The sequence below is a fragment of the Mycobacterium sp. genome (assembly GCF_046095365.1).
Classification (GTDB): domain Bacteria; phylum Actinomycetota; class Actinomycetes; order Mycobacteriales; family Mycobacteriaceae; genus Mycobacterium.
Map to the genome: position 1 here is coordinate 1 of NZ_JBJTJF010000192.1, position 5,267 is coordinate 5,267.

Below are 5,267 nucleotides of genomic sequence, written 5' to 3' on the forward strand. Positions count from 1 at the left end.
GGGTTGGGCCGGGGGTGGAGGCGAAGCCGGGCGCGGCCGGCGCGGGCGGTCCCGGCGGCGGGCCGCCGGGCGGCGGCGCGGGCGCGGGCTCGCGATAGGGATACCGCGGGTCGCCGGGCTTGCCGGTGATGGCGTCGGGCAGCGTCAGGTGCGGTTCGCCGCCCTGCCCGGTCCGCGGGTACGGCGACGGCAGCGCAGGCGTGCCGGGCTGGCCGGTGGGAGGGTCGACCAGCTGTGACGGCGTCAGGACGCTGGGGTCCAGGCCGAGGTCGGAGAATGCGGCGTCGATGAACGGCTGGCTGAACTGACCGGGGACGAGGTTGACCACCGAGGCTTTGAAGAAGGGTCCGGAGCCGAGCACCTCGCCGAAGGACATCGCGTACCGGCGCAGCAGCCACAGCGTGCGCTGCAACTCCCGTTTGCGGTTGTCCAGGATGCTCAGCACCCCGTTGAGCTTGTCGACGGCGGGCTTCAGCCGGGTTCGGTTCTCGGCCACCAGAGCCGTGATCTGTTCGGCTGCCCGGCCGAGGTCTGACATCAGCGTGTCGATTGAATCGCGTTGCCGGACAAGCTCTGTCAGCAACGCGTTGGTGTTGGCGACCAGCGCTGCGATCTGGTCGCTCCGTTTGGCCAGTACACCGGTGACTTTGTTGGCGTCGGCCAGCAGGTTGCGCAGGGCGGCGTCGCGGGTGTTGAGGGTGTCGGAGAAGGCGGCGACCCCCTGCAGCGCCGTTTTCAGGTTGGCCGGGGTATCGGCGAACGTCTTTGACAGCGTGGTCAGTGCCCGCGAGAGCTGGCTGGTGTCCAGGCCGCTGATGGCGGTGGTCAGGTCGCCGAGCGCCGAGGGCAGGTCGTACGGCGAGCGGGTTCGCTCCAGCGGGATCGGACCGGACAGCCGCCCGTCCCCGAGGGGGGTCAGCTCCAGCATCTTGGTGCCCAGCACCGTCTCGGTGCGGATCGCGGCCTCGGTGCGCTCGCCGAGCTCGACACCGTTGCGCACGGTGAACCCGACCCGCACCCTGGTGCCGTCTAGGTCGATGCCGGACACCCGGCCCACTTCCATGCCGGAGACCCGGACCTCGCTGCCGGGCTTGATGCCGCCGGCTTCGGAGAAGTAGGCGGCGTAGTCCGACGTCCCCTTGAGAAGCGGCAGCTTGTCGTAAGAGAACGTGGCGACCACCAGGCCGACGACGAGCAGGATTCCGACGACGCCTACGGCCACCCGGTTGCGTTCGGCCAGCGGTTTGATCGTGATTCGTCTCATTTCGGTGTGCACCGTCCCGAGTCCTGGCCGGCGACCTTGACGAAGACGGGCTGGCCTCCCTTGCCGTTGAGCTTGAGGATCGCGTCACACAGATAGAAACCGAAGTAGTCGCCGTAGAGACCCTGCCGGGCCAGGATCTGGTAGGCCTCGGGCAGGGTCCGCACCAGCTCGTCGACGTAGTCGCGGTCGGCCATCACCTGTCCGGCTGCGCGGTCGGTCTGCGCCACCGTCTCGGCGAGCGGCTGGCGCGCCGCGGTGAGCAGGTCGGCGACCGACCCGGCTGCGTTGCTGATGTAGGCGGTGCCGTTGGCGATGTCGCCCCGCCGGTCGGCGAGTTCCCTGACCAGTTGCGAGAGGGTGTCCAGCCCGGAGCCGAACTCGGCATCCCGGTCGGCGAACGTCGCCAGCACGGTGTTGAGGTTGGAGATCACCTCGCCGATGAGGGAGTCGCGTCCGGCCAGTGTCGTGGTCAGCGCGGCGGTCTGGGCCAGCACCGACGACACCGTCGCGCCCTGGCCCTGGAAGACCTTGAGCAACTCGCCGCTCAGGGCGTTGACCTGGTCGGGGTCCAGCGCCCGGAACAGAGGCCGGAACCCGCCGATGAGCTCGTCGACGTCGAGGGCGGGGGCGGTGCGCGACAACGGGATCGTCGCGCCCGGCGCCAGCCGGGACAGCGCTCCCGGGCCGTCCTCGAGTGCGAGATAGCGGTCGCCGACCAGGTTCTCGTAGCGGACCGCGGCCCTGGTGCCCTCGGTCAGCGGCAGCGAGCGGTCGACGGTGAAGTCGACGACGACGCTGCCGTCCCGGTTGAGGGTGAGGCCGCTGACCTTGCCGACCTCCACGCCGGCCACCCGGACGAAGTTGCCGCCCTTGAGTCCGGAGATGTTGGTGAACACGGCGCGGTAGGTGGCCCGGGAGTCGAACCGGAACTGGCCGAAGACCGTCACCAGGACGAACATGAACACCAGACACATGGCGCTGAACAGCGCCACCCGCACGGCGTTGCGGATGGTACGGCGCCTCACGGCTGGCCCGCCGGCGCCGGTTCGGGGTCCTGCGGTACCGGCGCAGGCCCCGGCAGCGGGCCGGGCGCGGGGCCGCCGGGGTAGCGGATGCTCGGCGGCTCGGGGACGGCGCGGGTGACCGGGAAGTAGTCCGCCCAGCCCGGGAAGCCGATCCCGGGGTTGGGCCGTACGTCCAGTCCCGTGCCGAAACCGGTGTCGGTGACGAGGTACTTGACCGGAAACTGCTGCAGCGGGTCGGGCAGCGAACCGCAGCTCGGCTTGCCGCCGGGACCGCCCCGGGCGTTCACCTTGGGCAGGTTGTCGGGGAATCGGTAGGGGTCGTCCCCGAACAGCAGCGCGGAGTCCATGATGACCGATTTGCCGTTGCCGCCCATGGCATCCCGGCCGCCGTTCTCCAGGAACCACTGCGCTCCCTGGAACAGGCAGGTGTAGGTCGGCGAGTAGGTGTCCAGCAGCGCGGTGGTCGACTCGAACAGGTTCAGCGACCGGACGATCCCGTCCTGGTTGGGGCCCAGGACCGTCACGCCGGAGCGGGCGAATCCGATCGCCGAGAGCAGTACGTCGTCCAGCGCCTGCGCCTGCCCGCTGATGGTGGCCGAGGTGGTGGTGAAGGAATCGAGGATCGTCAGAATGTCCTGGGCGGCAGCCGAATACGCGCCCATGGTCTGACCGAACAGCTGCCAGTCGCGTTTGACCGTTCCCATCCGCGGGTTGACGGCGAGCAGCACGTCGTTGGAGGCGGTGATGGCCTGGCCGATGATTTCGCCCTTGCCGCGCAGTGCGTCGGCCAGTGCCGACAGCACCGCGTTGAGCTTGGCGGGGTCGATGGCCGTCACCACCGACTGCAGGTTCTCAAAGACCGTATTGACTTCGACGGTGACATTGCGCGACTGCAGTACCGCTCCGGGTCTCAGCCTCGCCGGGCTGGCGCCCTGTGCGGGAACCACGAGGTCGACGTACTTGGCGCCGAACGCGGTGCTCGACTTGATCTCGGCCTGCACATTGCCGGGCAGGTAGCCGAACGGCCGCTGGTCGATCCGCAGGTTGAGCGTGGAGCCGTTGTCGGCGCCGGCGCCGATCGAGCCGACCCGGCCGATCTGCACGCCGCGGAGTTTCACCTTGGCGCCCGGTTCCATGACCAGTCCGGCACGGTCGGAGACCACGGTGACCGGGACGTCCTTGCGCAGCGCGCCCGTGAACAGCAGCGCGGTCACCGCCACGACCGCGGCGATGACGATGAACAGCACCGGCGCCCACCAGATCGGGTCGATGCGCTCGCGCCGCACCGAATTGCGGGCGGTCATCCGGACAGGTGGAAGTTGCCGGACTGGCCGTATACGGCCAGTGTGATGGTCAGCAGGACGAACACCGTCGCGGTCACCGAGGTGCGCACGGCACGGCCCACCGCCTCGCCGACGCCGGCCGGGCCGCCGGTCGCGGTGAACCCGTAGTAGGTGTGCACCGCCATCACCGCGGCCGCCATAGACAGCGCCGCGATGAACGACCACATCAGGTCGCTGGGCTGCAGGAAGGTCGAGAAGTAGTGGTCGTAGACCCCGCGGGACTGTCCGTAGACGATCGTCGTGCCGAACCGCGTCGCCAGGAAGGACATCAGCACCGCGACCGTGTAGAGCGGGATCACCACCAGCACGCCCGCCACGATGCGGGTGGACGCCAGGTAGGTGATGGTCCGGATACCCATCACCTCCAGCGCGTCGATCTCCTCGTTGATACGCATGGCGCCGATCTGGGCGGTGGCGCCGGCACCGATGGTGGCGGCGAGAGCGACCCCGGCGGTGGCCGGTGCGATGAACCGGACATTGAGGAACGCCGACAGGAAGCCGGTGAGCGCCTCGATGCCGACGTTGGACAGGGTGTTGTAGCCCTGTACGGCGATCAGGGCGCCGGTGGACAGGGTCAGGAAGCCGATGATGACCACGGTTCCCCCGATGACCGCCAGCGCTCCGGTGCCCATGCCCATGACGGCGATGAGCCGCAGCACCTCGGCGGGATAGCGGCGCACCGCCTCCGCGGTCGAGGCGAGTGCGGACCCGCAGAAGGCGGTCTGCTCCCCGATCCGGCGGGTGGCGGCCACCACCCGGGGCACGGTCACGACCTCTTCGAGCGCACCGTCCAGTTCGGCTGTCATGGAGCGACTTTCACGCCGAACGCGGTGGCGAGGATGTTGATCAGGAACAGCGCCATGAAGGCGAACACCACTGTCTCGTTCACGGCGTTGCCGACGGCTGTCGGGCCGCCGCCCACCGAGAGGCCCTTGTAGCAGGCGATCAGGCCCGCCGACAGGCCGAACAGCAGTGCCTTGACCAGCGACACGATCACCTGGGGCAGGCCGGTGAGAAGAGTCATCCCGGAGACGAACGCACCGGGTGTCACGTGCTGGACGAACACCACGAACGCATAGCTGCCGGTCAAACCCACGACAGCGACCACCGAATAGAGCATGACGGCGACGAATGTCGCGGCGATCACCCGCGGCACCACCAGTGCCTGGATCGGGTTGACCCCGATCACGGTCATGGCGTCGATCTCCTCCCGGATGGTTCGCGCGCCGAGGTCGGCGCACATCGCGGTCGCGCCGGCGCCGGAGACGACGATCGCGGTCACCACCGGCCCCACCTGCGTCACCGATGCCAGTGCAGCGCCGGCGCCGGACAGGTCGCCGGCGCCGACCTCGAGCAGCACCACGTTGAGGGTGAACACGATCAGCACGGTGTAGGGCATCGAGAGCATGACCGTGGGGACGATCGACACCCGCGCCACGAACCAGATCTGGTCGAGCAGCTCACGCCACGCGAACGGCCGCCGGAACGCCGCTGCGAAGGTCTCTCCGGCGAGCACCACGAAATCGCCGACCGCCACGGCGGGCTTGGCCCAGGCCGGCCAGGTGTCGGCGGCGGCCCGGTGTGGTGGTGGCATGAGGGAACGCTATGAGAGGCCCGGGGGCGGTGCGGTCCGGA

General features: G+C 69.3%; 5 protein-coding genes. All 5 read right to left on the reverse strand.

All coding sequences use genetic code 11. From position 1 onward, the window contains the following. Nucleotides 1-1,249, reverse strand: a 1,249-nt coding sequence (locus ACKOQ4_RS14555; protein WP_526293060.1) for an MCE family protein, incomplete at its 3' end; no start/stop codon positions are given. Nucleotides 1,250-1,260: 11 nt separating this feature from the next. Beyond that, a complete protein-coding gene (locus tag ACKOQ4_RS14560) occupies nt 1,261-2,289 on the reverse strand; it encodes an MCE family protein (RefSeq protein WP_526293052.1) in 1,029 nt (342 codons plus the stop codon). Continuing rightward, nucleotides 2,286-3,593, reverse strand: coding sequence for an MCE family protein (locus ACKOQ4_RS14565; protein WP_526293054.1), 1,308 nt, complete (start codon nt 3,591-3,593; stop codon nt 2,286-2,288). Before ACKOQ4_RS14565 ends, ACKOQ4_RS14560 begins: the two co-directional genes overlap by 4 nt. Continuing rightward, on the reverse strand, nt 3,590-4,438 hold the full coding sequence (locus ACKOQ4_RS14570) for an MlaE family ABC transporter permease (RefSeq protein ID WP_526293056.1): 849 nt from the start codon (nt 4,436-4,438) through the stop codon (nt 3,590-3,592). The genes ACKOQ4_RS14565 and ACKOQ4_RS14570 overlap by 4 nt, the downstream gene beginning before the upstream one ends. Then, the gene (locus tag ACKOQ4_RS14575; protein WP_526293058.1) at nt 4,435-5,226 is read right to left on the reverse strand and encodes an MlaE family ABC transporter permease; all 792 of its coding nucleotides are present in this window, start codon (nt 5,224-5,226) and stop codon (nt 4,435-4,437) included. Before ACKOQ4_RS14575 ends, ACKOQ4_RS14570 begins: the two co-directional genes overlap by 4 nt. Nucleotides 5,227-5,267 lie beyond the last annotated feature (41 nt).

Coding starts and splice junctions, on each gene's coding strand:
- ACKOQ4_RS14575 (WP_526293058.1), bottom strand. CDS start 5,226: ATGCCACCACCACACCGGGCCGCCGCCGACACCTGGCCGGCCTGGGCC.
- ACKOQ4_RS14565 (WP_526293054.1), bottom strand. CDS start 3,593: ATGACCGCCCGCAATTCGGTGCGGCGCGAGCGCATCGACCCGATCTGG.
- ACKOQ4_RS14570 (WP_526293056.1), bottom strand. CDS start 4,438: ATGACAGCCGAACTGGACGGTGCGCTCGAAGAGGTCGTGACCGTGCCC.